Annotated in this window: 21 protein-coding genes, 1 tRNA gene and 1 pseudogene; 10 read left to right on the forward strand and 13 right to left on the reverse strand. The window is 60.7% G+C overall.

What is annotated here, in order from left to right; genetic code table 11:
* Both AB4037_RS29350 and AB4037_RS29355 read left to right on the forward strand, forming a co-directional pair.
* Positions 1 to 132 (forward strand): annotated as a pseudogene (locus AB4037_RS29350) (IS630 family transposase); the annotation flags it as partial.
* A gap of 114 nt (positions 133 to 246) precedes the next feature.
* Complete coding sequence (locus AB4037_RS29355) at positions 247 to 2142, forward strand: hypothetical protein (protein ID WP_434956803.1); 1896 nt, start codon at positions 247 to 249, stop codon at positions 2140 to 2142.
* A gap of 1279 nt (positions 2143 to 3421) precedes the next feature.
* On the opposite strand, the gene AB4037_RS29360 is transcribed toward AB4037_RS29355, so the two are convergent.
* From AB4037_RS29360 to AB4037_RS29370, 3 genes are all read right to left on the reverse strand, one after another.
* Positions 3422 to 3507: transfer RNA gene (locus tag AB4037_RS29360), tRNA-Leu, on the reverse strand.
* 42 nt (positions 3508 to 3549) lie between these two features.
* Positions 3550 to 4716, reverse strand: coding sequence for an FAD-dependent monooxygenase (locus tag AB4037_RS29365; protein ID WP_441773908.1), 1167 nt, complete (start codon positions 4714 to 4716; stop codon positions 3550 to 3552).
* A 7-nt stretch (positions 4717 to 4723) separates the two neighbouring features.
* Positions 4724 to 4969, reverse strand: coding sequence for a zinc-finger domain-containing protein (locus AB4037_RS29370; protein WP_434956801.1), 246 nt, complete (start codon positions 4967 to 4969; stop codon positions 4724 to 4726).
* A gap of 145 nt (positions 4970 to 5114) precedes the next feature.
* Here AB4037_RS29370 and AB4037_RS29375 point away from each other — a divergent pair, with 145 nt between their 5' ends.
* Positions 5115 to 5870, forward strand: coding sequence for an alpha/beta fold hydrolase (locus tag AB4037_RS29375; RefSeq protein WP_441773909.1), 756 nt, complete (start codon positions 5115 to 5117; stop codon positions 5868 to 5870).
* Between the two features lie 71 nt (positions 5871 to 5941).
* Positions 5942 to 6796 carry a serine O-acetyltransferase gene (gene cysE / locus AB4037_RS29380; RefSeq protein ID WP_434956799.1) on the forward strand — a complete coding sequence of 285 codons (855 nt, stop codon included), beginning with the start codon at positions 5942 to 5944 and terminating at the stop codon, positions 6794 to 6796.
* 102 nt (positions 6797 to 6898) lie between these two features.
* Here the strand turns inward: cysE and AB4037_RS29385 are convergent, their stop codons facing one another.
* From AB4037_RS29385 to AB4037_RS29410, 6 genes are all read right to left on the reverse strand, one after another.
* Positions 6899 to 7345 (reverse strand): YdeI/OmpD-associated family protein, encoded by a 447-nt coding sequence (locus AB4037_RS29385; protein WP_441773910.1) that lies wholly within the window; start codon positions 7343 to 7345, stop codon positions 6899 to 6901.
* Between the two features lie 194 nt (positions 7346 to 7539).
* Positions 7540 to 7794: a hypothetical protein gene (locus tag AB4037_RS29390; protein WP_441773911.1), complete on the reverse strand. Its 255-nt coding sequence runs from the start codon at positions 7792 to 7794 to the stop codon at positions 7540 to 7542.
* Positions 7795 to 7907: 113 nt separating this feature from the next.
* On the reverse strand, positions 7908 to 8714 hold the full coding sequence (gene lepB, locus AB4037_RS29395) for a signal peptidase I (RefSeq protein ID WP_441773912.1): 807 nt from the start codon (positions 8712 to 8714) through the stop codon (positions 7908 to 7910).
* A gap of 340 nt (positions 8715 to 9054) precedes the next feature.
* The gene (locus AB4037_RS29400; protein WP_441773913.1) at positions 9055 to 9891 is read right to left on the reverse strand and encodes a DUF1963 domain-containing protein; all 837 of its coding nucleotides are present in this window, start codon (positions 9889 to 9891) and stop codon (positions 9055 to 9057) included.
* Positions 9892 to 10076: 185 nt separating this feature from the next.
* Complete coding sequence (locus tag AB4037_RS29405) at positions 10077 to 11012, reverse strand: hypothetical protein (protein WP_441773914.1); 936 nt, start codon at positions 11010 to 11012, stop codon at positions 10077 to 10079.
* A 181-nt stretch (positions 11013 to 11193) separates the two neighbouring features.
* Positions 11194 to 11607, reverse strand: coding sequence for a GFA family protein (locus AB4037_RS29410; RefSeq protein ID WP_441773915.1), 414 nt, complete (start codon positions 11605 to 11607; stop codon positions 11194 to 11196).
* 253 nt (positions 11608 to 11860) lie between these two features.
* Here AB4037_RS29410 and AB4037_RS29415 point away from each other — a divergent pair, with 253 nt between their 5' ends.
* A complete protein-coding gene (locus tag AB4037_RS29415; protein ID WP_434956796.1) occupies positions 11861 to 12073 on the forward strand; it encodes a DUF3126 family protein in 213 nt (70 codons plus the stop codon).
* Between the two features lie 165 nt (positions 12074 to 12238).
* A complete protein-coding gene (locus tag AB4037_RS29420; RefSeq protein WP_441773916.1) occupies positions 12239 to 12769 on the forward strand; it encodes a gamma carbonic anhydrase family protein in 531 nt (176 codons plus the stop codon).
* Positions 12770 to 12839: 70 nt separating this feature from the next.
* Here AB4037_RS29420 and AB4037_RS29425 read toward each other — a convergent pair whose 3' ends face one another.
* Both AB4037_RS29425 and panC read right to left on the reverse strand, forming a co-directional pair.
* Positions 12840 to 13463 carry a transglutaminase-like cysteine peptidase gene (locus tag AB4037_RS29425; protein ID WP_434956794.1) on the reverse strand — a complete coding sequence of 208 codons (624 nt, stop codon included), beginning with the start codon at positions 13461 to 13463 and terminating at the stop codon, positions 12840 to 12842.
* A 321-nt stretch (positions 13464 to 13784) separates the two neighbouring features.
* A complete protein-coding gene (gene panC / locus AB4037_RS29430; RefSeq protein ID WP_441773917.1) occupies positions 13785 to 14651 on the reverse strand; it encodes a pantoate--beta-alanine ligase in 867 nt (288 codons plus the stop codon).
* A gap of 132 nt (positions 14652 to 14783) precedes the next feature.
* Here panC and AB4037_RS29435 point away from each other — a divergent pair, with 132 nt between their 5' ends.
* Positions 14784 to 15584, forward strand: a complete 801-nt coding sequence (locus AB4037_RS29435) for a DnaJ domain-containing protein (RefSeq protein ID WP_441773918.1) — start codon at positions 14784 to 14786, stop codon at positions 15582 to 15584.
* Positions 15585 to 15929: 345 nt separating this feature from the next.
* On the opposite strand, the gene AB4037_RS29440 is transcribed toward AB4037_RS29435, so the two are convergent.
* Positions 15930 to 17558: an SPOR domain-containing protein gene (locus tag AB4037_RS29440; RefSeq protein WP_434956791.1), complete on the reverse strand. Its 1629-nt coding sequence runs from the start codon at positions 17556 to 17558 to the stop codon at positions 15930 to 15932.
* A 465-nt stretch (positions 17559 to 18023) separates the two neighbouring features.
* Here AB4037_RS29440 and clpS point away from each other — a divergent pair, with 465 nt between their 5' ends.
* Both clpS and clpA read left to right on the forward strand, forming a co-directional pair.
* Positions 18024 to 18356 (forward strand): ATP-dependent Clp protease adapter ClpS, encoded by a 333-nt coding sequence (gene clpS, locus AB4037_RS29445; protein ID WP_082980075.1) that lies wholly within the window; start codon positions 18024 to 18026, stop codon positions 18354 to 18356.
* Positions 18357 to 18366: 10 nt separating this feature from the next.
* A complete protein-coding gene (gene clpA / locus AB4037_RS29450; RefSeq protein ID WP_434956790.1) occupies positions 18367 to 20787 on the forward strand; it encodes an ATP-dependent Clp protease ATP-binding subunit ClpA in 2421 nt (806 codons plus the stop codon).
* 232 nt (positions 20788 to 21019) lie between these two features.
* Here clpA and AB4037_RS29455 read toward each other — a convergent pair whose 3' ends face one another.
* Positions 21020 to 21844: a DeoR/GlpR family DNA-binding transcription regulator gene (locus AB4037_RS29455; protein ID WP_441773919.1), complete on the reverse strand. Its 825-nt coding sequence runs from the start codon at positions 21842 to 21844 to the stop codon at positions 21020 to 21022.
* A 565-nt stretch (positions 21845 to 22409) separates the two neighbouring features.
* On the opposite strand from AB4037_RS29455, the gene AB4037_RS29460 reads away from it, so the two are divergent.
* Complete coding sequence (locus AB4037_RS29460) at positions 22410 to 25799, forward strand: autotransporter domain-containing protein (protein WP_441773920.1); 3390 nt, start codon at positions 22410 to 22412, stop codon at positions 25797 to 25799.
* The last annotated feature ends 42 nt before the right edge of the window (positions 25800 to 25841 follow it).

The following is a 25841-nucleotide window of genomic DNA, read 5'->3' on the forward strand; positions in this document are numbered from 1 at the left end:
AAAGCCCATCTGAGGGCGGCTGCCGCTCGAACTTTCGAACAACTCTGGAACGCAATCGGCGATATCTGCGATCTCTTCAGCCCAAAAGAATGCTGGAACTATCTTAACGCCGCTGGATATGCGTACGATTAAATGTCCGATGCTCTAGAAAGTTCGGGATGGGGAGCGTTGGTGGGAACTGGTCGTCCACGGGGTGTCCCTGGGCGTCGCACGCGATACAATCGCTGAAATACAGGACTAATCATCATGACCCGTTTCATAGCGGCTCTGCTCGCTCTCGTGTGCGCAGGGCCTGCATTCGCCCAAGCCCAGGCCAAGGGTACGCCAACACTATCCATCGACAAGTCGGGCTCCTCCCGATGTCTCTATTTGTGGGACCTCGATAGCCCCAACGCTACGGACAAGGGGGTACCCTTTGGGTGTTTGGACGAAAAGGGCGCATGGAACCTCCCGACCACTCTTCGCAACGTTACGGAGATTGACGAAACCACCCTCCGTGGATTCGGCTATAAGGGCGATGGTATCGCTCGGACGTTGAGTTCGGTTACTTCCTTGAACGGGCGCCCAACCTCGGGCTGGACTCTCAGCCAGTGGCAGGCCGTCCTTCCCGCTGCTACCTCGCTAGGCGACTATCTGGACTGGGCGATCTTTCAGTCCCTTATCAATGCCAACGCCAATGGCAAGGTAACCTTCACCCTTGGGGCCGGAGCCGCTCGCTTCAACAGGACGCTCAAGGTCTGCTCCCAAACGCTGACGATTGCCGGTGCCGGCGACAAGCAGACGGTTCTCCAGTATGACGGCGGCGTTAACGGTATTGAGGTCTGCATCAACTCCCCCGATGCCGGCAGGACGCAAAATCCCATTTTTTTGAATGACTTGGAACTCCGCCAGACCACGCCGGGCAACACCGCAATTGGCCTCTATGGCAAATGGGTTCCCGGCTCTATCGGCGGGAAGATCGACAACGTTCGCATCGACAACTTCAATCAGGCCGTTGAAGTGTGGAGCGCGGGTGGCTGGGACATCGACCACTTGTTTGCATCCTCGGGTTTGCCCGCAGGCGGGGTTGTTGGCGATGGCTTCCGATTGATGGGCAACTCGGTTTTCGTCGTCCACATCGAGAACTCTCAGATGCAGGGGTTTGCCGATGGCTGGCACTTCGAGAATGCCGCTGACTATGGAAATCCCGCAAGGGCAGGCATGGAGGACATCGCCTTAAGGAACTCAGGTTCCGGGGAAGGCCGTGCCTGCGTGCGGATCAAGTCCACAGATCACAATTATTCGCCGTTGCACTGGAATATCGAGAACATGGCCTGCCAGGCCCATGAGGGTTTCGTGCAGGCTGAGCAGGCCGGGGCGCTCCGGATCATCGGCGGCTCGTGGATTCTGGCCCATCCCGCAGGCTCGTGGTCTGGTGTCGGTAAAGATTGGTTCCTGTTTGGCCGGGTGGAGACAGGTGTCCTGCGAGACGCCCACATTTCCAACAATGCCCGGACTATGACGGTTTCTTCTTATGTACGTCTGGCTAATGCCGGCTCTTTCGGCGGTTCAGCCCACAATGTGACAATCGATAACAACAAATTCGAATACGCCAATTTGACAGCGACCAATGCGCAAATATGGAAGGAATTCGAAGCTGTCGGCATCCGCGTGATGAACAACCAGTTCGTCAAGGCTTGGAGCTATCAGCCACTACCTCCAGCCAACGCCTTCAAATGGGTTGATAACGCCACTCGAACTGACAGCTTGGTGCGGGCTGCTCCCGGTGAGATCTATAGCCTGGCGGGGGCCGTCACCGGAATGGCGAGCACCACGGCAACGAATGTAGCCTCGGTGTCCCTGCCTCCGGGGATGTGGGCGTGTTCATCGAATATCTTCCTCAGCCCGACGGGCGGGGCTTCGATCTCGGTCATTCAAGCCGGTCTCAACACCACGTCCGCCAAAGTTCCCCTGACGCCAGCTCTCGGAGGCATCTCCGAGGGGGGAACATGGAGAGAAGGTGTCTCGAAGGCCCTCACAGCCTGGACGTTCGACTTTACGACCGCCACGGCCAACACGACCGTCTACCTCGTGGGCCTCGCAGCTTACTCAGGTGGCTCCGTCAATGTTTCCAATGCGGGCCAGTGCGTACGGCTTAGGTAAGTAAACGCTGGGAGCGCCCCCTGCTCACGGAAAAGAACACCTGGGGGTCATCCACGAACAACGAGAATCGATAGACGCTTTGGGGGCTACTATGGATTCGCTCTTCGAATTGGACACAGGGCGCCCTTGACGAGAGACAATAGGCGTTTCCCTTTCACCAAGGATACGCCCATTAGCCCGCTGCTGGTTTTGTGAAACCGCAGTTGAGTTGACATGGCTTGCCCCTCGAACATGATGGGGCGCGGGTGATCTGAGGCACAATGGCCGATCCATCGTTATCGAAACACCGTGTTTTCTCGCTGGCCTTCAAGCATGTGGCGATCCTTCGGCTTGAGGCGGGGAGGCCTTGGGAGGACGAAGGCGCTTAGAGGCACGCCTGGGGCTCACCACATTCGGCACAGAAGGATGCCTCCGGTGTGCGAAGCGGTTTACCGCAACTACGACACGCGGGACCATATGCGCTTGCCCTATGATGCCAAAGGGAGTTCACGTTCGTTTCCCTATATCCGGTCATCTCGAAATATCGATCAAGTGCTCCCTGGCCATAGCAGCGGTCTTTCGCTTCGTGGAGCGAAGCATTGTGTTCCATCCGGTATCGCTGAATCTCCCTAATGCCATCGTGTAGCCTTGGCAGCACTAGAGACCACTCGCTCTCGTCCAGCATCGGAATGTCGCACTTGCAGCGCCAGCAATATTGAATCTTCGGCATTGCTAAGTGCTTCTCACTTTCGGGGTGGATGGGCGTCGCCATGGCGTGTCCCACGAACAAATCGCCTACTCTTAGAAACGGCCCTTATAGCCTTGTTTCCGCAGCTTCACCTTCTCGTCGGCCGACATGTATGAGGACGGGCGTCAGCGTATTTGGTGGCATCCGGTACGTTCGCCTGCATGCACTTCCATGTGTCCGGGACATGCGCGTAGTGGCACGTGATGAATGCCATATATGATTGGTTACCCATTCGAATACAGGTCGCCATTTCCCTGGCTGGCACCTCTCTTGCCGGCAAGTCTTGCGGGATGCCACAATCGGGGCCGCCATATCTGGCCGATTGTAGCAAGAACTACTGATCTTCTCCGAGATAGGCCACCTGTCTGTCTTTTCGAACGGAAGAGGGATCATGAGGTCAAAGGGGCCAGCTCAATGTGGGCTATCCAGTGTTCATAGTTTTCCGGGGCGATGATGATCGACATACGCTTGTGGATGGCACCCACTAGGCTATTCGCAGGACGGGGCACTATGGCAAAGCCGCAATGATGCCACCAGTTCACCAATCATGTCTGGTGCGGACGGCGGGACTCGAACCCGCACCCGGTTTCCCGAAGCAGATTTTAAGTCTGCTGCGTCTACCATTTCGCCACGTCCGCAGCACCGGCCTTGCTTAGGGCCGGAATCATGTCGGCTCAAGCCTATTCTGTCGGCTTCCAGCCATAGAGCCAGTCATAGCGCTCCAGCAGGCGCTGGCCGCCGAGGGCCGACAGCCCGAGGTCGCGGGCGGCGGCGAGGGGCCAGCGCCAGTGGTAGCGCTCGCCATTGCTGCGCGCCTCGGTTTGGATCCGGGTGACACGAGGCAGACGCTGTCTCGACCAGTCCTGCAGGCGGGCGGGAACATCCCCGTCGACGGCGCCGTCCAACCGGGCGGCCAGTTCGGCCGCATCCTCGATGGCCGCCGCGCCGCCCTGGGCGATGAAGGGCAGCATGGGGTGGGCGGCATCACCGATCAGGGCGATATTGCCAGTGGCGATCCGGCTGTCGGCGCGGCCTTCGAACAGCGGCCAGGTCCGCCATTGCGGCACCATGGCGAGCAAGGCGCGCAAGCGCCCATCCCAGCCGGCATAATGGGGCAGCAGTGCCTGCACGGGTTGCGGCGTCGACCAGCCGGGGCCGGCGTCTTCGTCGTGCGTCACCGCTACGAGATTGAGCGCCTGCCCCGAACGCACGGGGTAATGCACGAAATGCGCGTTGTCGCCGAGCCAGAGCCCGGTCACCAGGCCTTGAAACAAGCTGGGGGCGTCCTCACTCGGGATCACCGCCCGCCAGGCTCGCCGTCCAGCGAAACGGGGCGGCTCGAGGCCGAGCAGGGGCCGCAGCTTCGACCACAGCCCGTCCGAGCCAATCAGTATACGAGCGGAAACATCGGTGTAGCCACCGGTGAAGGACAGGATCGCCCGCCGCCCGTCCTGTCGGGCCGCATGGATCTCTTGTCCCAGCTTCAGCGGAATGGCGTGCTGGCGCACCGCCTCAACCAGCACGGCCTGCAGGTCGGCGCGATGGATGACGCCATAGGGGGCACCCCAGCGTTGGCGGCATTGATCGAGCGGAATTTGCTGGATCAGGCCGCCGGTCGCGCCTTTGCGGATGCGCACCGCCTCTATCACCGCCATATGCGCCTCGAGCGCCGGGCCGAGACCGAGGCCGAACAGGACGTTGAGTGCATTGGGTGTGAGTTGGATGCCGGCCCCAGCCGCCTCCAGCTTGTCGGCGCGCTCATAGATTTCAACCGCAAAGCCGCGCCGGGTCAGGGCCAGGGCAGCCGTCAGCCCGCCGATGCCGGCGCCGGCGATCGCGATATCCATGCCGGGTTCAGGCGGCGTTCGCGGTCACCGTGCAGGATGCTGGGTCCGAGGTACCTTCCGCCAGCTTGGGATCATATTTGTAGAGCGTGGAGCAGTAGGAGCACACCGCCTCGTCGTCCGACCCGAGGTCGATGAAGATGTGAGGGTGATCGAAGGGAGCGCTCGCGCCCTGGCACATGAATTCCTTCGAGCCGACGCGAATGACCTTCAAGCCGAGGTCATTGTGGAAATGGGGAATGGAATGGCCTGCCATTGATCTTCAGTCCGCGATTTGGAGTGCCCGATGTCGACCTGGATGTGGACTTGGGGTCGGTAATTTTCTCTCGCGCGGACCATAGCGGCGCCGCACGGGATGCGATAGGGGCTAAAGAGATCGAGAGCAAAGGAAAACCGCGCCGATGCAGCGTTTTGATCATGATGGCGTCGAAATCGCCTATATCGACGAGGGGGAGGGCGATCCCATCCTCCTCATTCACGGCTTCGGCTCGAATCATCAGGTGAACTGGGTCGGCACCGGCTGGGTCGACCTGCTCACTAGGCAGGGCCGGCGGGTGATCGCCTTCGACAATCGCGGGCATGGCGAGTCCTCCAAGCTCTATGATCCCGCCGCCTACCACCCCGCCGTGATGGCCGGGGATGCCGTCGCGCTGCTCGACCATCTGCGTATCGGTTCGGCGACCGTGATGGGCTATTCCATGGGCGCCCGCATCACGGCCTTCCTGGCGCTCGAGCAACCCCAGCGCGTGGATGCGGTTGTATTCGGCGGCCTGGGCGTGCGGCTGGTGCACGGCGAAGCCCTGCCACCCACCATCGCGGCGGCCATGGAAGCGCCCTCGCTCGACGACGTGCCGGATCCGATCGGGCGGATGTTCCGCGCCTTTGCCGACAAGAGCGGCGCGGACCGACGGGCCCTGGCGGCCTGCATCCGCGGATCCCGGGTCCAGCTCAATCCGGCCGAGGTCGCAAGGATCCTGCAGCCGACCCTGATCGCCGTCGGCACGCGTGATCCGATTGCGGGCTCCGCACAGGAACTGGCGGCGATGATGCCAAACGCAGCCGTGCTCGACATTCCCAATCGCGATCACAACCCGGCCGTCGGCGACAAGGTCTACAAGCAGGGCGTTTTGGCATTCCTCGCAGAGCAGGGCGTCTAAATGAACATTGGCACTGGCGGCATCGCTGCGCTAAAAAGGAAAGAGGTACCTTCCATTCAGCGGATAGGCAGATGAATCAGTCGAAGCGCCTGGTTTCCCATGGGCTTGAGGTCGTCGACCCGGTATGGAGCCGGATCAGGGCGGAAGCCGAAGCCGTAACCCATGCCGAGCCGCAGCTTTCCAGCTTCATCTTCGCCAATATCCTGCAGCTCAATTCGCTGGAAAGCGCCGTGGTGCAGCGCATCGCTTCGCGCCTGGATCATTCGGACATGCCGGCGACCCTGATCGCGCAGGCCTTCGGCAAGGCGCTCGAGGCCGACCCGAGCATCGCCTCGGCTATCCGCGCCGACATCGCGGCGGTGATCGATCGCGACCCGGCGGCCAATCGCTATATCGAACCGATCCTCTACTTCAAGGGCTTCCATGCCCTGCAGACTCATCGCCTGGCGCATTGGCTCTGGAAGGCGGGGCGCAGGGATTTCGCGCTCTATCTGCAGAGCCGTTCCTCGGCCGTGTTCCAGTGCGACATCAACCCGAACGTGCCGATCGGGCGCGGCGTCTTCCTCGACCATGCCACCGGCCTGGTGGTCGGCGAGACGGCGGTGATCGGCGACGACGTCTCCATCCTGCAGGACGTGACACTGGGCGGCACCGGCAAGGAAACCGGCGACCGTCATCCCAAGATCGCCCGCGGCGTGATGATCGGGGCCGGCGCCAAGATCCTCGGCAATATCGAGATCGGCCAATGCGCCCGTGTGGCGGCGGGCTCCGTCGTGCTCAAGGCGGTGCCGCGCAACACCACGGTGGCTGGCGTGCCCGCTCGTGTGGTCGGGGAGGCGGGCTGCGCCGAGCCATCGCGCAGCATGGATCAGATCCTGCACGGCCCGCTGCCGGACGACATCTTCTGGCACGACGTCGGGCTCTAGGTTTCCGTTACGAAAGCCGGATGCAAAAGTCGAATTTTACGATGGTCTTTTGCGACAATGAAAACTCAGTAATTTCATTGAGTGCGTAAGCTGTCGGAAAAATCATGAGGTCGGCGACGAATTTAGCTCGTGGCTGATCTGCTCGACGCGCCGCGCTCGGGTGTCCGCTTTTTTTGCGCCGGTCACGGCTTCCGCATATTCTCTCCGGCGTGTGTAGCTCAACGCATCCCAAGCCTTTCGGCCGGAAGGTCTAAGCGCCTTTTCAAGATCAGGTGGAATCTCGATGGTCCGCTCACCCACGTCGAGTTCAAGCTCCACGTCCAACGTTTCACCACCTTCGAGGCCCGCCGCCTCCCGGTTGCTCTTGCGCAGCGGAATACAGATTTGCCCTCCCATAGACGCGATGGTACTGCGATATGTATAGCCGTTCAGCGTGACTTTGACCGGTGCGCGGACCTTGCCAAAAACTGGCTTCGGGTCGAAATCCAGAGGGATGAAACAGGCGGAGCCGTCTCTTACGATTTTAGTTTTGAAGGTCTTTTTGGCCATTGGACCTCCTAGTTCTTTTCGCAAATGTCCGGCAGACCGTGTGAAAAACTGTTGAGAGGACGATGAGTTCGAGTGGCACGTCGAATTTCGAGGCTTTGCCGAGATTTGGCAACTGGCAGCGTTCGGAATTGATCCGATGGGCATGATATGCCCTCTGCAGGGCGCAGTGAGAGTATCCGAGCGCGAGCTCGACCTCAGCCTCTGACGGCGGCGATCAGGCCGGGAACGCCGACGAGTGTGATGGCCCGGCTGATATTGTAGGCAAGCCTGGTCAGGGAGAACGCGGCGCGCACATTGTCCAGCCATCGCATCAGGAAGGCGCCCGGGTTCATCCACTGTTTGACCGAGCCAAAGGGATGCTCGACGCTCTCGCGGCGGCGGTGGAGTATATCGGGTGCAGCATGGACTCGATCCTGCACGGCTCGCTGCCGGACGACATCTACTGGCACGACGTCGGGCTCCAGGTTTCCGTCATGAAAGCCGGATACAAACGTTGAATTTAGTGCCATTGAAAATGTGGTAATTTCAATGGGCTTATAATATCGCGAATTCGATAAAAGGGTTAACGAACAATATTGAAAAGGCGGTTGCCTCGGATCGCCGTTGGCCACTCCCAAAATTTCCAAGCCGAACCGCGGGTATCGTTCGGATCGTCGCCTATGGAGAAGAAGATGATTTGCGCTCGGCCAACAAAATTGTCGATTGGCACATAGCCGACATCCGCGCGAGAATCGTCAGAATTGTCACGGTCGTCGCCCATCATGAAATAGTGACCGGGCGGAACCACGAATTCAGCAGTATTATCCAACTGCCCATTGTCACCTTCAATTTCGATGACGGTGTGCTTCACTCCATTTGGCAGTGTCTCGATATATTGCGGTACGCCCTTAGTTCGTCCGAAGTCATCCTTCCATGGGAAATCGGCAATACGTTCACGCGGCACCATTGCACCATTGATGAAAAGACGCCCCTTGCGCATCTGGATCTTGTCGCCGGGCCAGCCGATCACGCGCTTGATGAAGTCGGTCGCATTATCGGAAGGTAGCTTGAACACGGCAACGTCGCCCTGTTTCGGCCCATCATCCGCCCAAAGTCGGCCGGACGGAAGAAAGCTGGAAATGAATGGCACCGAATAGCGTGACCAGCCATAGCTGAATTTCGACACCAGGACATATTCGCCCACATATATGGTGGGGATCATCGAACCAGAGGGAATGTTGAAAGGCTGAATCAGTACGGTTCTGACGGCAAGCGCTATGATCAGGGCCTGTAGGATGATCTTGATCAGGCCGCCGATGCCGCCACCTTTCGAGGTGTTCCTGGCGTGACTGCCATCAGATGAGTTGTCGGCTTCGTTTGCTAGGCTCATCGATCTTCCCTCGCTGGAGCGTTTTTGCGATCAGACGGAATCACCTCGAATCGCAAAAACGCGTCGAACCAAAGGGTTAGAGAAAATAAGCGTTCACAACTGAACGCGTTTTGCTCCAGGGAACTGCATCTTGCCAGTTGAACGTCTGGGGCGAGAGCACTTGCAGTCTGATCGCAACGAGAGCCACGGCGTTATGGCTGAAATAAGTCTGTTGCTTCAATTGCGATTGAAACGACGGTTTTGCATCCGCTTAGCGTAGCGGCCCCTCAACCAGGTTGGTTAGTGATTTCGCCGATTTCGAAGGCCTTGTGCAAAGCCGGGAATTAGCCGAGGACGGGCCTCAACCTCCTTCGGTTGTCGCCCAGGCTCGGTCAAAACGGCCGTCCCGCAGGTCCTGGGGAGAAATCCAGAATTGGGCCATCCCCATGTCGCAGAACTGGAAATCCCTATGCAGGCCCCAGTCCGTGTCTATTTGCAGCAGGCAAATCAACCCGTCTTCGGTTGCCTGTCCCGCCGTGCCTTGAATATCGCATGGAGCACCAAGCACGACATGCTGCCGCATTGAGAGTTCTTTCTTCCCGTTGCGCCAATCTTCGATCGCAACAGGCTGATAGATGGCGTCTTCATCCACGATAGGGATCGGCGCTCCGGTGGCCCGTTCCACAGATGCGATCACTCGCTCCTCCACCTCAGTAAAGGCCTCGCGTGCCGACGAGAAGGCACTTTGCCCGCGAAAGGTGTCGATCACGAAAGCCGATAGCGGAGCGGCCGGGAAATGGGTCGTTCCATCGGGCGGATATATTGTCCCGATATCAGGAATATCGGCTGGCAGTGCGCAGGGGGCGAATGCGGGCGTGGCGCTATAGAGAACGCGCGTTGACCGTGGGTCATCCGACCAGATCAGTTCCTCATCCAAGAAGGCAAAGAAGTACAACATGCCGGTGGAGGGGAGCGTCGGGCCTCCTGGTTTCAACGGGGTCGAGGGGAGCTCCGACAAGTTTAGTTGAGCCAGAAAATGAAGCGGCAAGCCTTCACCATTTCTGGGCCATTCCAAATCGGAGGGTAAGTCAGGCAACCCGCCGAGTCGGTTCGAAGTATTCGCCGACGGCGTGCGGCGAAGCCAGATTCCAGGTTCACACAGGCTGTCCACTTCGGCCGTCGTCGATATTTCATCCATCGTTTTTCCCCGCTTGGCAGCTATTCCGGCGACTTCGGGCAGCGAACATGCCATCCTGTACCGGATGCCATCGTCCGGTACGACGTCGCGCTCTAGGTTTTGGTAGCGAAACTCGCCTGCAAAATTCAGGAACTGTGTAAGGAACGGAGTCCACTCACAATCTGTTGCTGGCGCTCTCCCGCGGGCTACGGAATTGCCGTCAAGAAACGTAGGTCCGGATAAAGCCGCCCAATGACAGCACCTCTCATGGCAATCGCGAGCGGATCGTGAAATATTTTTAGGGCCTTTCTTGCGTCCGCGTGCGTGAGCCAGCCGTCGCTGAGACGCCAGCGGCAAAAAAAGAGCCAATCGAGATTGCCTCGACGTGCGAATTCTAAGCTTTTTCGTTCCTGGTCGGCCGTGGCAGGAGAGCTTCTTTGGGCATTCTTCCCAAAAATGACGCGCTGTGCTTCGTAGAATGCGACACTACTGGCCACTGACGCTATTACATCTGCCTCGGTGATTGTTACGATCCGATCCATTTCAGTGCGAATGTCCTCCGGCACCGTATCGATGGCCCGGACAACGGCGTCGGCAAAACGAGCGTCGGACGGAACATCGATCTCCCATTCCCGGGGCAGATGGCGCCAAAGAATGGTTTCGGCTTCCTTGGTCCAACTGCCATCTGTGATCAGGCCCAATGACTGCAGGACCGACTGCACATCCGGCGCGGCATGAGCAGGACCAAGCCCCCAGGCTGAGCGGATGTTCGGCGCAGGAAGAGGTGGTGCGTCAGCTACGCTATAATCGATCAATCCGCCCCGATTTGGAGGAGCGGGTATGCTTCCATCCGGAAGGCGATATATGAGCAAATTCTGCTGCTTAGCCAGTTTGAGGACTGCAACACATACGTCGTCCCAACGGGGCAAAATGTCAGGTAACCGAGGATTTTTGCGCGGAACAGCGCCATAACCGGCTTCATCGGCCTGACCAAGCGCCACCAGCGCTTCGCAACCGATCTGATAGGCCGTCATGGACATATCTTCACAGCCCCGCGTTCCTTCGAGGGAAAAGGGAATGTTGCGCGACAGGAAGTCGATGACATCCATCGGCCAATGAACAGCTAAGTGACGCGCATTCAACTCGCTGGCTCCTCCTGCTGGGCTTGGAGCTATATGCCCTCAAGCGATGGCCATCTTCTGCACGCCACGAAGGTCGATACAATCATAGCGCGACACGATGGCCCGCAGGGGCTGAAGTGTGCAATTGCGAGGTTGCCAGGGGTTATGTGGAAAAGGTGTTGCACCTACGACGGCCGTGCTTTCATCGCCTATCCTTTTCATAGCTCCGAAGGTCGGGCAGTATGGTTGCCCAGCCTACCTTCGACTGGCACCAGCTTTGGTAGGCAGGCTGAACGTTCGATGGATCATCCAGAATGCCAGCCTTCACATACACCACATCGGGATGCCTAAGGGACGATGTGTAGAGTGGAGAGCCGCAGTTCCGGCAGAAATGCCGCGTCAATCCGTTGCCGCTATCTGCAGTTTTGGCGAACGATCCGATCTCGCCTGACGTCACCCGAAACGTTTCGGCCTGGAAGGGCACGCTGACGTTGAAGGCGCTCCCCGTGCACTTCCTGCAATCCTCGCAATGACAATAGGCGGCTGGGCCGGCCGGCATTCCACATGAAATGCCGACTGATCCACAGAGGCATGAGGCGGTGATCTTTCTATTCATAGGGCGACTATCGCACTTGATCGAAGTGCTGCAAAGGTAGCCACGGAACCCTTGATTGGCCCGACCATCCGGAATGGCCGCCAGAGCACTCACGGCTCTGCATTCGACCCTTTACCATAATGGATGAAACGCTGCTTTCCCCGGCATACACAGGCCCTCGGCCCGCATTCTCTTGCGAAGCGCGTGTTGGCATGGCAAAGCCCCCTGATGGCGGGCGGCAATGCCGCCTGGCGCATCCAACCGAGGAAGTCTAGTGGACAAGAAAGATATGCAGCGTGTCGAAGCCTATCTTCGACGCACCTTCGGCAATGCCACCATTCGCGTCGTGCCTCGCGCCCGCAAGACCGACAGCGCGGAAGTCTATATCGGCGAGGAGTCGGTCGGCCTGGTCTCCGAGGACAAGGAAGACGGCGAGACTTCCTACGATTTCCACATGGCGATCCTCGATATCGATCTCGAGGACTGATCGGCCGGTGGATTTGGCATTTTGGGGATTGCAGGCGTCCTCGCCTGCATCTTCCCACGCCGCAGCGGCCGCGTGTCCAAGGGCAGGCGAGGGTGCCCGCGATCCCTTGGCGTTCGCTTGGCCACAGGCGTGCACTCGTTCCTAAATCTGAGTTGGAGCCCTGCCATGCCCCTCTATGCGCTCGACGATATTGCACCAGCCGTGCCGGCGGACGGTCGCTATTGGCTCGCTCCCGACGCGCAGGTCGTCGGCCGGGTCATTTTGGGAGAGGATGCCAATATCTGGTTCGGCGCAGTCTTGCGCGGCGACAATGAGCCGATGACCATCGGTGCACGCTCCAATGTCCAGGACGGTGCCGTGCTGCATTCCGATCCCGGCTTTCCCCTCACCATCGGCGAGGATTGCACGGTCGGCCATTCCGCCATCCTGCATGGCTGTACCATCGGGGCCGGCAGCCTGATCGGCATGGGGGCCACCATCCTGAACGGTGCGCGTATCGGAGAGGGCTGCCTGGTGGGCGCCAACGCGCTGATCACCGAGGGCAAGGAGTTTCCGGATCATTCGCTGATCGTCGGCTCGCCGGCGCGGGTGCTCCGTCCCCTCGACAAGGAAACCGTCGCCAGGCTCAAGCAGTCATCGGCGCATTATGTCGCCAACGCCAAGCGCTTCGCCAAGGGACTGAAGAGGGTCGATTAAGGCGTCAAAGCAATTGCGGTTTTGGGATGCTAGCTGGAGTGTCGATCTCCGGATCGACATTCCGAATTCGTCAATTGCCCTTTGCCGACACGATCGACGTGGTCTGCGTGTCGCCGAGCGAGACCCAGGCATTCTGGTCGGACTGCGACTGGCGCTTGACGTAGCGATAGCCAGTGGCGCGCCAGGACAGGATCTTGGTTTCCTGGTTGTCGAGAACGAATTCGCCGCGGTCGGTCTTCACCATCAGCACGGCATGGCCTTCGTTCTTCTTGTCACGCACCACGGTGATCAGCAGGGCCGAGCGTGGCCAGCCGGCATCGATCAGCAATTTGCGCTTGAGCAGGACGTAGTCCTCGCAGTCGCCCTTGCCATTGGTGGGGTAGGCCCACCATTCGACCTTGCCGTAGTTGTCGAGATCGGTAACCGGCTTTACCGACTTGTTGACCTGGTCGTTCAAGGCGATCAGATCCTTCCAGGCCTGGCGCGAGAGCACGATGTCGCGTGCTTCCTGCGAGCCCGACTTGCAATCGCCCGGATTGTCCTTGCAGAACTGCAGATAACCAGACGGCGGCGTGGTGACATCGCCCACGGGAGCATAGATCGGCATGGCACTATGGCCGGCGGCGGCAGCCTGCGACTGCGGCAGCGCTGCCGTTGCGAGCGCTATGGCTGCGAAGGCGGCTTTGGGCGCCATCCGGCTCAAATTCGACCTGATCCTGATCCCGAAGCGCATCACAATCTTCAGACCTGTTTTGCCCGCCACCGGATGTTTACCCAGAGAGCAGGGCCAATTACCCGTTCCCGACGTCAACTTCGCACAAGGCCTGGGGCCGCACAACGCTCTTGCCGCAGAAAAAACAAGATCAACGCGAAGGACGGGATGTCATAACCTATTGAAAATATTCATGTTAACGCTCGATTAACCATGATTTCCCGTTTTCCACCGACGGTCGGCAACGAGGGGATGCGTGGCACGATTGCCACGGTTTTGTCACCTTTGGCGGGGCAGATTTGGTTAATGTCGGGTGGCTTCGACGCCGATATTGTCGATGAGGCGGGTCGCTCCCAGCCGGGCTGCCACCAGCAATCGCACGGGTCCCTGAGCGAGTCCGGTGACCGGGGCAAGACTCACTGCCTGCCGCGCCTCCAGATAGTCGAGTTCGAAGCCGCCGGCCGTGATGGCGCTGCGCCCGGATACCAAGGCTGTCTCGAGATCGGCGCCCTTGATGAGAGCGTCGGCAACCTGCCTGAGGGTGCGATGCAGGAGGGGAGCCTTAGCGCGCTGTTCCGGCGCGAGATAGCGGTTGCGCGACGACATCGCCAATCCGTCGGCTTCGCGCACGGTCGGCACGCCGACCACCGTGGTCGGCAGATCGAGATCGGCAGCCATCTGGGTGACGACGCAAAGCTGTTGATAGTCCTTTTCGCCGAACATGGCGATGTCGGCGCCGCTTTGACAGAACAGCTTGGCCACGACCGTCGCCACGCCGGCAAAATGGCCGGGGCGGAAGTGGTCTTCCAGGCCGGCCTGTGCCGGCCCGGCGACCGAGACAGTGGTGGCGAAGCCCTGTGGATAGACCTGGCTGACATCGGGGGCGAACAGGAGGTCGCAGCCGACATCCCTGAGCCGGGCGAGATCCGCCGCCTCCGTGCGAGGATATTTGGCGAGATCCTCGCTCGGTGCGAACTGGGCGGGATTGACGAAGATCGTGGTCACCACCCGGCTGGCCCGCTGGCGAGCCTGCCGCACCAGGGTGATATGGCCGTCATGCAGGGCGCCCATGGTCGGCACCAGGGCGACCGTCTCAGCCGCTTCGCGAAAACGCTTCACGGCCAGGCGCAATTCCGCCACGGTTCGAACGACCAGAGTTTGGCGTGCCATCCCTTACTCCGCAGATCCATCATTTCGCATTTGCTTGACCAGGGCTCCAAAGCGTCTTGCGATTTGGCGGTTACGCCGAGAAACGCAAAGACGCTTTTAGCCAATCAGTTGGATTGGCTGGAACCAAAGAGTTTGAGCAAAGCCACGTTTGCGTTTAAACGCGCTTTGCTCCCGGAACGCTCAACTGGCAAGATTCGGATTCATCGCTGTTTCGCAGATCGGATAGAAGTGGGCCAGCTTATTTTCGCATGCGTGGTGCTGTTCTGCCTGTGGCCGTTCCTCAAGCCGGGCATGTTGTCGAAGAGCCCGGTTCTGGACAGCTTGTTGCGGCGCGGCGGAAGTTTCCTCGCCTTTGCCTTCGGCCTTTATCTGCTGACGCGCGGCGTTTGGGGCATGGGGCTGCCCTTGCTGCTGTTGGCCGCGGGCATGCGCGGCTGGCTGCCGCAATTGCCGGAAGGTGTCATTCCCGGATCGACGGCGAGGCCGAGTTCGGTACGCACTGCGGATCTGGTGATCATGCTGGATGGCAATAGACAGCCGGTGGATGGGCAGGTCATTCGCGGGCGCTTTTCAGGCCGGCGCCTTTCGGCCATGCAGCCGGGGGAACTGATGGAACTGCGCGCGGAGATTGCCACGGATTTCGTCGGCCGTTCAATCCTTGAAGCTTATCTGGACCGCCGGCTTGCCGGATGGCGTGAACACTTCAAGGATGACGCGTACGCGAGGGGCTTCGGAGCGCCGGCGTCCGACGCGATGACCCAGCAGGAAGCTTACCAGATCCTTGGGGTGCAGCCGGGGGCGAGCGCCCAGGAAATTCGTCGAGCGCACCGGGTGCTCATGAAGAAAATCCATCCCGACAAGGGGGGCACGACGCAGATGGCTGCTCGTGTCAACCGGGCCAGGGATATGCTTCTTGAAGGCCATGGACGCTAACTCCACCGAACTGGGCGGTTCCGACGATGCTTGAGCGTCGCAGAACATGGTTACGCAACGATTAAGGCTATAGCGTTTTCCAGGAGCAAAGCGCGTTCCAGCGAAAACACCCTTTTGTTTGAAAGCAAAGTGTTCGTGACTGAACGCCTGTCTGTTCCAATCCTGTGTTTTGACGCGTCTTTGCGCCTTCTTGTGACGCCATGAAATCGCAACACGCTTTGTTTATCGCCGTGTTGCTTTCCTCGCGTTGTGTGTGTGAAAGCGCAATTCCCGCAAAGCAAAGGCGCGGCCTACCGAGGGAGGCCGCGCCTGAAAGAGATCAAAGCCTGGTCTTTGCCGAAAGGATCAGAGCTTCACGGCGACACAGGCGAAAGAGGCAGCCTTGAGGGTGCTGCAGGCCGACTGGGCCTGGTTCTGATCGCTGAAGCCGGCGAAGCGAGCCCGGTACAAGGTCGAGCCATTGCGGTTGACCGTCTCGGTAAAGGGACGGGCGGAAGAGAGCGCCTTGCTCCCGGCCAGCTTGGCGCTGGACAGCAATTGCCGGGCCGCTCCTTCGTTGTCGGTCGCGCCGATCTGGATGATCCAGCCGCTACGCTGCGGTGCAGCCAGGGCGACCGAATCGCGGGTGATGGCGACGGTGCGCACATTCTGCACCGTCGCGGTGGTGTCAGGGCTGGCTTCGCTGCTCTGACCAGCCCGCACGGGAGGCGTGGCCGGCGCGGTCGTGACCGGCTGGAGGCCCTGCACCCAGCGCATGCTCGGGGTGCTGGGTGCGGCAAAGGCCATCACCGGCCTGGCGGGAGCCGGCTGGGGGCGGCCCTGGGGAGCAGGAGTAGAGGCTTCCCCGACGATTTCTGGCGGCATCGGTGCTGCCACGGGGGCAGCCTGGCGGGCCTTCGGAGCTTCAGCGACCACGGCCGGGCGGACAACCGGCGGACGCGGAGGCGCGGCCACGGGCATGGCATCGTTTGGGAGCTCTGCCCTGGCGACCTGTGTGGCGGAGCGGTCGACGGCGTTGCCTGCATAGGCGACCGGCAGATAGGCATCGATCAGGCGCCGCATCACGACATCGCGCGAAGCAGCGCTGCGGCCGCCCATCACCACGGCGACCAATTGCCGGTCATTGCGCTTGACGGAAGTCAGGAGGTTGAAGCCGCTGGCATTGGTGTAGCCCGTCTTAATGCCGTCGACGCCTTCCACCGAACCGAGCAGGCGATTATGGCCCGGGATCGGCCGCCCGCGATAGACGAAGCTGCGGGTCGAGAACAGGCGGTAATATTGCGGGAAGCGCTTCTGGATGGCCATGCCGAGGATGGCGAGGTCGTGGGCGCTGGTGATCTGCCGGTTGTCGGGCAGGCCGGAAGCGTTCACGAAGGTGCTGCGCGCCATGCCGAGAGCGCGAGCCTTGCGGGTCATATAGGCGGCGAAATTGCTTTCCGAGCCGGCGAGGGCTTCTGCCACCACCACGGCGGCGTCGTTGGCCGAGCGCGTCACCATGCCCTTGATGGCATCGTCGACGCGAATGGTCTGGCCCGGGCGCAGGCCGAGCTTGGTCGGGGACTGGGAGGCGGCGTGGGCGGAAACCGGAAGTTCGGTTGCCATCGAAAGCCGGCCGGCCTGCAATTGTTCGAACAGGAGATAGAGCGTCATCACTTTGGTGATGGAGGCCGGATGCCTCAGTGCTTCGGGGGCGGCCTCATAGAGCGTGCGGCCGGTCTTCACGTCGACCACGATGGCGGCGTAGCGCGGATTGTTGCGCATGTCGGCGGGGATGGCCGAAGCAGCCGATTCCGCGCGTACGCGCTTGCTGCGCACATGCTTAACAGTCTTCTGCGCCGGAGCGGCATGATGGCCGCGGCGGCGCGCATCCGCTTCATCCGGATGGAAGGCCAGGGTTGTCGTAAATACTACCAAACCGGCTGCAACCATTGTGGTGGTCCGGGCCAGTCCGCCCCCGATCCAACGCGATAGCATGCAAAGTCCCCAATACTCACCGGCGCGACAGCACCGTCCATTACATGTCCCTGCGAGACCGGTGGTCTCTTTCGCCCTTCGTTCGGGGCTCACCCCATCCCCTTGCGGGGAGGAGGCCGTCTCACCGTGCCGCTGCAGGGACGACACAGTCAACGAACCTAGGCGGACGCGGTTACGGATCGGTTAAGTGCCCAGCCGGCGCGGCATTTTGGTCGCATGATTGTCCGATTGGTTGAGAATGAATGAAAAAGAGGCACTTCACCGGCCGTTGAGAGCATGGATCCTATTATTGCGCGTTGTTGCACTAGCGGAAAGTCGGGTGCGATCATAAATTCAGTTCGTGGAAGCCTTTCTCCTCGTCGAGATCATGTTAGGCTGCAGGCGATTGCAGTTGTCGAAATGGAAGATTCAACGATTCTGGATATTGCAGTGAGCGCCGCGCACAGGCCGTCTCCCTTGATCGGCATGGCCCGCGAGCCCCGAGCTCCAGGTGGCGGTGAGGGTACTAATGCGGCCGTGATCACCAAGACGCGGCCGGCGACCAAACGCCCGAAACTCTACCGGGTCCTGTTGCTGAATGACGATTATACTCCGATGGAGTTCGTCATTGAGGTGCTGGAGCGCTTCTTCAACAAGGATCGCGACGGTGCCACCCACATCATGCTGCATGTTCACCACAATGGCGTGGGAGAGTGCGGCATCTACACCTATGAGGTCGCGGAGACCAAGGTGACTCAAGTCATGGATTTTGCCCGTAAGCATCAGCATCCGCTGCAATGCGTCATGGAAGAAAAGTGAGGAACTGATCGTGCCATCCTTTTCAAGACACCTCGAACAGTCCCTCCATCGCGCTCTGGCCGCCGCCAATCAGCGCCATCACGAATATGCGACTCTCGAACATCTGTTGCTCTCCCTGATCGAGGATCAGGACGCGGCCGCTGTGATGCGGGCCTGCAATGTCGATCTCGACATCCTCAGGCGCAACCTGGTCGAATATATCGATACCGAACTGGAGAACTTGGTTTCGGACGGCCGGGACGACGCCAAGCCGACCGCGGGTTTCCAGCGTGTCATCCAGCGTGCCGTCATTCACGTGCAGTCTTCGGGCCGCGAGGAAGTCACCGGCGCCAACGTGCTGGTGGCGATCTTCGCCGAACGCGAGAGCCATGCCGCCTATTTCCTGCAGGAGCAGGACATGACGCGCTATGACGCCGTGAACTACATCTCGCACGGCATCGCCAAGCGCGCCGGCCTGTCGGAAGCCAAAGCGCCGCGCGGCGTCGACGAGGCCGATGGCGACAGCCCCAAGACGACGGCCAATGGCGAGGAGGCGTCCAAGAAGAAGCAGGACGCCATCGATGCCTATTGCGTCAACCTCAACAAGAAGGCCCGGGACGGCAAGATCGACCCGCTGATCGGGCGCGACAGCGAAATCACGCGCACCATCCAGGTGCTCTGCCGGCGGCAGAAGAACAATCCGCTCTTCGTCGGTGATCCCGGCGTCGGCAAGACGGCGATCGCCGAGGGCCTCGCGCGCCGCATCATCGAAGGCGACGTGCCGGAGGTGCTGCTGGGCGCCACCGTGTTCGCACTCGACATGGGCACGCTGCTTGCCGGCACGCGCTATCGCGGCGATTTCGAGGAGCGCCTCAAGCAGGTGGTGAAGGAGATCGAGGCCTATCCGGGCGCGATCCTGTTCATCGACGAGATCCACACGGTGATCGGCGCCGGCGCCACCTCGGGCGGTGCCATGGATGCCTCCAACCTGCTCAAGCCCGCCCTGGCCGCCGGCCTGCTGCGCTGCATCGGCTCGACCACCTACAAGGAATACCGCCAATATTTCGAAAAGGACCGGGCCCTGGTACGCCGATTCCAGAAGATCGACGTGGCCGAGCCTTCCATCCCCGACACCATCGAGATCCTCAAGGGCCTCAAGCCCTATTACGAGGAGTATCACAAGCTGCGCTACACCAACGACGCCATCAAGGCGGCGGTGGAGCTCTCGGCCAAATACATCAATGATCGCAAGCTGCCAGACAAGGCGATCGACGTCATCGATGAAACCGGTGCTTCGCAGATGCTGGTGACCGAAAGCCGGCGCAAGAAGACGATCGGCGTCAAGGAGATCGAGGCGACCATCGCCACCATGGCGCGCATCCCGCCCAAGACCGTGTCGAAGGACGATACCGAGACGCTGAGGAACCTGGAGACCAACCTGAAAAGGGTTGTTTACGGGCAGGACAAGGCGATCAAGCAGCTTTCGGCGGCGATCAAGCTGGCCCGTGCCGGACTGCGCGACCCGGAAAAGCCGATCGGCAACTACCTGTTCTCGGGCCCGACGGGCGTCGGCAAGACCGAAGTCGCCCGCCAGCTCGCCTCGGTGCTCGGCATCAACCTGCTGCGCTTCGACATGTCCGAATATATGGAGCGCCACACGGTGTCGCGCCTGATCGGTGCGCCTCCCGGCTATGTCGGCTTCGACCAGGGCGGTCTGCTCACCGACGGTATCGACCAGAACCCGCATTGCGTGCTGCTGCTGGACGAGATCGAGAAGGCCCATCCGGACCTGTTCAACATCCTGTTGCAGGTGATGGATCACGGCAAGCTTACCGATCACAACGGCAAGAGTGTCGATTTCCGCAACGTGATCCTGATCATGACGACCAATGCCGGTGCGTCCGATCTGGCCAGGGCGGCCTTCGGCTTCACCAAGAACAAGCGTGAGGGCGACGACACTGAGGCGATCAACCGTCTGTTCACGCCGGAGTTCCGCAACCGCCTGGATGCGACCATTGCCTTCGACCATCTGTCGCAGGAGATCGTCAGCCAGGTCGTCGACAAGTTCATCGCGCAGCTCGAAGTCCAGCTTGCCGATCGCCATGTCGCGGTGGAGCTCTCCAACGATGCCCGCACCTGGCTGGTGGCCAATGGCTATGACGAGTTCATGGGCGCCCGGCCGATGGCTCGCCTGATCCAGCAGGCGATCAAGACGCCGCTGGCCGACGAGGTGCTGTTCGGCCGGCTGAAGTCGGGCGGCGCCGTGCGCGTGACGGTCGTCACCAACGAAGAGGGCAAGCAGGAATTGGGCTTCGAATATCCGGCAGGCCCGGCCAAGCCCAAGCCCGAACCGGTGGTGGCGGACAACAGCCAGGCCTCGGCCAAGAAGCCGAAGGCCAAGCCGAAGGGACCGCCGCAGCGCGAGCCCGACGCACCGGCTGGCGCGGAGTAGGCTCTTTCCTTCAAGGGGCTGATGAAAATCGATTGGGCGCGAAGCGGGCAACGTTTCGCGCCCTTATTCGTTGAAGGATGTCAATCTGGAGATTGACACTCCAATCCAAAGCAAGCGCCTCGGCGAGGTGCTCGAGATCCAGGGAGCTGGTCTGCTTGGTGATGCGGTGAGCTAGGTCTTCATTCTCGCATCGTTACGCCGAAGACCGACGCCATCTTCTCATTACGATGCTCTAGGACTCGACGGCGGCATCCTGTGCCGCAGCGGATGCGACATGGGTCTCGACACCGCTTCGGTACACCCTCTCGTGAAAAGCGGCGGGAATGTCGTCGCTGACCAGGATGTCGACATCCTCGAGCGAGCCGAGCCTGACCAGCGCCCTTTTGCCGAATTTTGTGCTATCCACGGCCAGGATGGTGCGCTCGGTTTGCGCCAAGGCGGCAGTGACGGCCGAGACCTCGGCATAATCGTCGTCACAGATGTCGCCGGCCTGGTCGATGCCGCTGACCGAGATCACGGCGTAGTCGAATTTGAAGCGGCGGATATAGTCTGCCTTATCCTCGCGGAAGACGCCACCATCCACCGGCCGCACGAAGCCGCCGGGAATCGCCAAGGCGAAATTGGAATTCTCGCTGAAAATGGTGGCCACACGCAGGCTATAGGTGACGATCCTAAGGTCTCGCCGCTGCAGCAGCGCGTAGGCGATCGCTTCGCAGGTCGTTCCGGTGTCCATGAAGATCGCCGCCCCGTCTGGAACGACCTGGGCGACGAGAGCAGCCACCCGGGCCTTCAGGGAGGCGTTTTCGATACGCCGCTGGCGGCGGGTAACGGCGTCCACCGGTGTGGCGATCGTGGCTCCACCATGCAGGCGACGCACCTGGCCGGTGGCTTCCAGCGCGATGATATCCCGACGGGCAGTCTGGGTTGTCACGGCAAAGCGTTCGGCGATTTCCTCGATCGAAAGATAATGGCTGCGCTCGAGCAGCCGCAGCAGTTCGGCTTGCCGGTTCGATTTCTTGGTGCCGTCGCCAAGCGCATATTCGTCGAGCTGCGTCATCTGGCCTGCTTCGTTTCGCCTTGGGTCCAATGTCCATCCCCGCGGAAATGTTTCAAGGAAAATGTCGTCCGGAAACGTCGATGATCCCCGGCATTACCCGATGCGACGTGGTGGAGCCTTTTGCGCTCTGCAGCCAACGAAGGGGAGCGACAAAAATGTCAATAAAGCAACATTTTTACTTCCCTGCCTAACTCCATCTTTGAGCGAAGCTAGGGGGCCAGCGTGAGGTTTTTATTTGTTTTCTTCCGATTGTGGCTATTTTTCGAGCTACTCTTCCAATGCGGTAGCAGCTCCGAGCGTGCCTTTAGCATCGCAGGTCGGATAAATTGTAATAAACATGACATTTGCGTGTGCCACCACGACAATGTGGGCGGCAAAATGTTGCTTTGATCAAGCTGGATGCTTCTGAGCAGATCCGGTCATGGCCGCCCCGCATGATTGATTTTATGGGGGTAGTCCAATGGCTATTGGGGATGGCGGTCGCACATGTCGGTTCAGGTTTTTCGGCATTGGTGCGCGTTTGCTGTGCGGGGTTGCGCTGTGCGCCTTGGCGTCGACGCCGAGCTTGGCCCAGGATGACGGCACGCTGCGGATCATGACGCTGAACATCTGGAATCAGTTCAAGCAGAATCCAGAAGTCGTAGCCGACTTCATGACCAAGGCTAATTTCGACATCCTTGGCATGCAGGAAGTCAACGGCAGCCGATACGTTTCCGATATTCCCGGCTTCCTCGAAGAGGCCGGTCTGGGAACCTATGGGAAGGTCCAGATCGGGGATATCGGCGTCATATCTCGGCTGCCGGGAAGCTTTGGCACCTATGTTCTGCCGGGCATTTCCACGCAAGGCCGCAACATCAGCTACACGGTAACCGGTCAGCAGGGAGGGCGGCCGGAGACGTTGGTCGGCACCGTCCATCTCGACTACAGCGACGGCTCGCAGGGGCGCGTCAAGGAAGCCCAGGCTCTCAATGACTGGGCGAAGACGTCTTCGCGCCCTGTCATCCTCCTGGGTGATTTCAATGCGGGCGACGTCGCTGAGCGCGGGCTGCACAGCGCGGCACAACAGTCCTATCTGTTTGCCGGATATGTCGTCGGCTCCTATGGAGACAATGCGCTCTACAAGAAGCTGAGGGAGGAATATCTGGGCTCGGACCAGCTTGCCAAGGCCCAGGAATATTTCGACGACATGCGGTCCGGTGGCAAGGGCAAGGAGAAATATCGCAGCGTCATCCAGGCCTATTTCGATGCCAACAGGAGCAAATATCCGGGCATCACCAGCATCAGCCAGATGAGCTGGCGGCAATGGGAGGAAATCATCGCACTCGATGCCCAGACCAAGGGCATCGCGTTCAAGGACGAGACCCATCCGGTCGCCGACAATCAACCGGTGACGATGAACGTCCTCAAGAAGCAATATATGCTTCTTCAAACGGAAGCCGAGCGTGAGCGCTACAAGCCGCATGATTTCAACGACGGCAGTTCGACCTGGCCCTCTGCCGGGGAGGACGATACCAACACCTGGCAGAGCTGGGATCGCACCAAGATCGACCACTTCCTGGCCTCACGTCCCTTTGGCAAATGGTATTTTCTCGCTGACGACCCGAATGATCCCTATTTGGGGGTCATCAAGGATGTGTATGTAACCAAGCCCGATGGCACGAAAGCACCGATATCCGACCATGAGCCGGTAGCCCATGAGATCAAATGGATCGGTCCTGCCCTTCAGACCTACACCGAGACCGCTGGCGGCCCACAGCCTGACAAGACACGCCTGGTTTGGGGCGAGGAGGCCAATACCTTCGACAAGGACGGCAAGGCGTTCTTCCTCACCCGCAACAATATGCGCAGGGACGTCTATCTCGGACAGATCGCCGATGCGAACGGCAATCCGATTCTCGCCGGGCTGACACTGGAGGAGAAGAAGACCCTGCTGGATTGCGCAAGCAAGGATCCGCGCTTCCAGCAGGCGATCCGCGAGTATTGCATCGACGACCATTCCTTTATCGGGGAGACGCTGGTCAAGGACAAGGGCGTTCTCATCGTCGAGGAGGATGCGGCACTCGGCACTTCGCAGGCCAAGCTCCGGCTTGCCGATGGCACGCTGCGCATCATCGGCAACGACATGCACGGTCTCGATCGGGCCCTGGTGCTCGAGGGCGCCGGCGGGACGCTCGACATTGCCAGCGCGGGCAATGCCGTAACTTTGGGCCAGACGATCACGGGCGAGGGCGGCCTCACCAAGCTCGGGGCGGGCGGGCTTCGCCTCACCGGCACGGGCACCTATGCGGGGCCGACCCAGGTGAAGCAGGGAACGCTGGTGGTCGATGGCTCGCTGACCTCGTCGGTGACCATCGACCGGGGCGCGGTGCTTGGCGGCGGTGGCATCATCGGCGGCCTCGACGCCAAGTCGGGCGGCCTGGTCACCCCGACCGGGGCCGGCGTGCTGATGGTGAAGGGCGATGCCCGCTTCGGGCAGGGCAGCTATTACCAGGTGGATGTCAGTGCCGGCGACAGGGCGGACCGGATCGCGGTGACCGGCAAGGCGACGCTGGACGGCGGCACCGTCCTGATCGGTGCCCAGGGCGGTAATGACCTGTTGAGCAAGGAGCAGTTGCTCGCGCTTTATGGCAAGGAATACACCATCCTGACCGCCGAAGGTGGTGTCGGCGGACGCTTCGAGGGCGCTCTGCCGGACTACGCCTTCCTCGGGGCCAGCTTCGGCTATGACCCCACCCAGGTGACAATGACCATCGGCCGCAATGGCCGCAGCTTTTCGAGCGTCGGCCAGACGGCCAATCAGCGGGCTGCCGCGGCCGGCTTGGAATCACTGGGAAGGGGGAATGCCCTCTTCGATGACTTCCTGGTGGCCAATGCCGGCGCCGATCTTGGCGGGCACCTGGCCTCGCTGTCGGGGGAGGTCAATGTAACAGCGCAGACTGCCCTGATCGAAGGTGACAGCCAGTTGGGCGCCATGGCAACCGATCGCTTGCGTTCGGCTTTCGAGACGACGGCGGCAGCGGGCCTGCCGACGACGGGGAGCGGCGCCGCTTCGGCCATGCCCATGCAGTTTGCCTCGCTCGGCAATTCGACTGCGCCTGCGGGTTCGCCTTCACCGGTAGCGCCTCCTGCGGCAGACGGGCTTTCTGTCTGGGGGCAGGGTTTCGGCTCCTGGGGGCGTACCGGCAGCACCGGTAACGCTGCCGGCATGACGCGCAACAGCGGCGGTTTCCTGTTTGGCGCCGATGCGCCCATATCGCTCGGCGAGACGGATGTGCGGCTCGGTGCACTGGCAGGCTATAGCCGTACCAGCTTCAGCACCCGGGGCCTGGGCAGCGGCGACGCCGACAACTACCACCTGGGCCTCTATGCCGGCACGATGGTGGGTCAGCTCGCCCTGCGTGCGGGCGCCTTCTACACCTGGCACGACATCTCCACCAGCCGCGTGGCGGCCGGGCAGGGCATCAATGCCGACTACCGGGCCGGCACGGCACAGGTTTTTGGCGAGGCCGGCTATAATCTGCGCTTCGGCGCCGTTGGTTTCGAACCCTTCGCCAATCTCGCTTTCCTCGATCTGCGCGCAGATAGCTTCCATGAGCGCGGCGGCAATGCGGCGCTTGCGGCCTCGTCCTCCAATACGGACGTCACCTTCAGCACGCTGGGGCTGCGGGCCTCCACCGACTTCGAACTCGCCAGCCTGACGGCGCGCGTCAGTGCCACGCTCGGCTGGCGCCACGCCTTCGGCGATACCACGCCGCATGGAACGTTCGCGTTCGACGGCGGCACGCCGTTCGGTGTGGAGGGCGTGCCGATTGCCGAAAACGCCCTCGTGGCCAAGGCCGGGCTCGATCTTGCCCTCAGCCAGTCGGCGACGCTGAGCGTGGCCTATGGCGGCCAGTTTGCCCGCCGGGGCAGTTTCGACCAGAACGTATCGGGCAAGTTCAGCCTCCGGTTCTGATCGGCAAGACCAGGCTGCTTCAATCTCTGAGACGTTCGCCGC

The organism is Labrys sp. KB_33_2 (assembly GCF_052114505.1).
GTDB lineage: Bacteria > Pseudomonadota > Alphaproteobacteria > Rhizobiales > Labraceae > Labrys.